General features: G+C 71.5%; 2 protein-coding genes. Both read left to right on the top strand.

From position 1 onward, the window contains the following. A partial coding sequence (locus AC27VN_RS41010) for a branched-chain amino acid ABC transporter permease (protein WP_490880441.1) occupies positions 1 to 680 on the top strand: 680 nt, incomplete at its 5' end. Next, positions 677 to 1582 (top strand): branched-chain amino acid ABC transporter permease (locus AC27VN_RS41015; RefSeq protein ID WP_490880442.1); only part of this gene is annotated, 906 nt, incomplete at its 3' end. The genes AC27VN_RS41010 and AC27VN_RS41015, both read left to right, overlap by 4 nt.

Raw genomic sequence — 1582 nt, forward strand, 5'->3', positions numbered from 1 at the left:
GGATGCAGACGGCCGCGGCGGTGGCGCTGGTCACGGCGATGGGGCCGCTGATCTACCGCACGGTGTTCCGGCCGATGGGCAATGCCTCGCCGCTGGTGCTGCTGGTGGCGGCGATCGCGCTGCACTTCGTGCTGGTGGCGCTGGGCCTGTACGTGTTCGGGCCCGAGGGCTCGCGGCTGCCGGGCTTCGAACTGCCGGCCGGCCTGCTCGCCGGACTGCCGGTGGCGCCGCAGACATTGGCGGTGGTGGCGGCGAGCGCCGTGCTGGTGGCCGTGTTCTTCGCCTTTTTCGGCCACACGCTGAGCGGCAAGGCGCTGCGCGCCACCGCCGTGTGCCGCGACGGCGCGCGGCTGGTCGGCATCTCGCCCGACCACTCGGGCGAACTGGCGCTGACCATCGCCGCCTTCATCGGCGCGGTCTCGGGCGTGCTGATCGGCCCGTTTACCACCATCTACTACGACTCGGGCTTCCTGCTCGCGCTCAAGGGCTTCGTCGGCGCGATCGTCGGCGGGCTCTCGGGCTACGTCCTCGCCGCCGCGGGCTCGCTCGTGGTGGGCCTGCTCGAGGCCTTCTCGTCCTACGGCGCGAGCGCCGCCAAGGAGATCATCGTGTTCGCATTGATCGTGCCGCTGCTGCTGTGGCGTTCGCTGGCCGACCCGCATTCGCAGGAGGCTTCATGACGCCTCGTTCCTGGGTGCTCGCGGCCGTTGCCGTGGCGGCCGCCGCCGGCGTGGCGCTGTTCGCCTCGAGCTACTACGTCACGCTCGCGAGCTTCGTGCTGCTCTACGCCACGGTGGCGCTCGGGCTCACGCTGATGACCGGCTTCGCAGGCCTGATCTCCTTCGGGCAGGCGGCCTTCGTCGGCATCGGCGCCTACGCGGCCGGCTACCTCGCGGTGGCGCACGGTGTGCCGGGCTGGGCCACGCTGCTGGCCGGCGTTGCCCTCGCCACGCTGTCGGCCGCGGGCATCGGCGCGCTCACGCTCTCGATGGGCGGCCACTACCTGTCGCTGGCCACGCTGGCCTGGGGCGTGGTCGTCTACTACGGGCTCGGCATCATCGAGCCGCTGGGCGGTTTCAACGGCCTCGCGGGCATTCCCGCGCTGAACCTGTTCGGCGTCGACTTCGCGTCCGAGCGCTCGATGTTCTGCCTGATCGCGCTCGGCTTCGCGCTGGCCTTCTGGCTGGTGCGCAACCTGCTCGATTCGCGGCTGGGCCGCGCGGTGCGCGCGCTGCGCGCCGGCGCCGACCTGCCCGAGGCCTTCGGCGCGCATGCGTTCCGGCTCAAGGTCGCCGTGTTCTGCACCGCCGCGGGTCTGGCCGGCATGGCGGGCTGGCTCTATGTCTACATGCAGCGCTTCCTCAATCCCACGCCCTTCGGGCTGCAGATGAGCATCGAGTACCTGTTCATGGCGGTCATGGGCGGCGTGGGCGCGCTGTGGGGCGCGCTCGCGGGCGCCGGCGTGGTGGTGGTGCTCAAGCAGGTGCTGCAGGACGTGCTGCCGGCGCTGCTCGGCCGCTCGGGCAACTTCGAGATGGCGGTGTTCGGCGTGCTGATGCTGCTGATCCTCGCGCGCGCCAAC

It is taken from the genome of Variovorax sp. 20P10.2.4 (assembly GCF_058244205.1).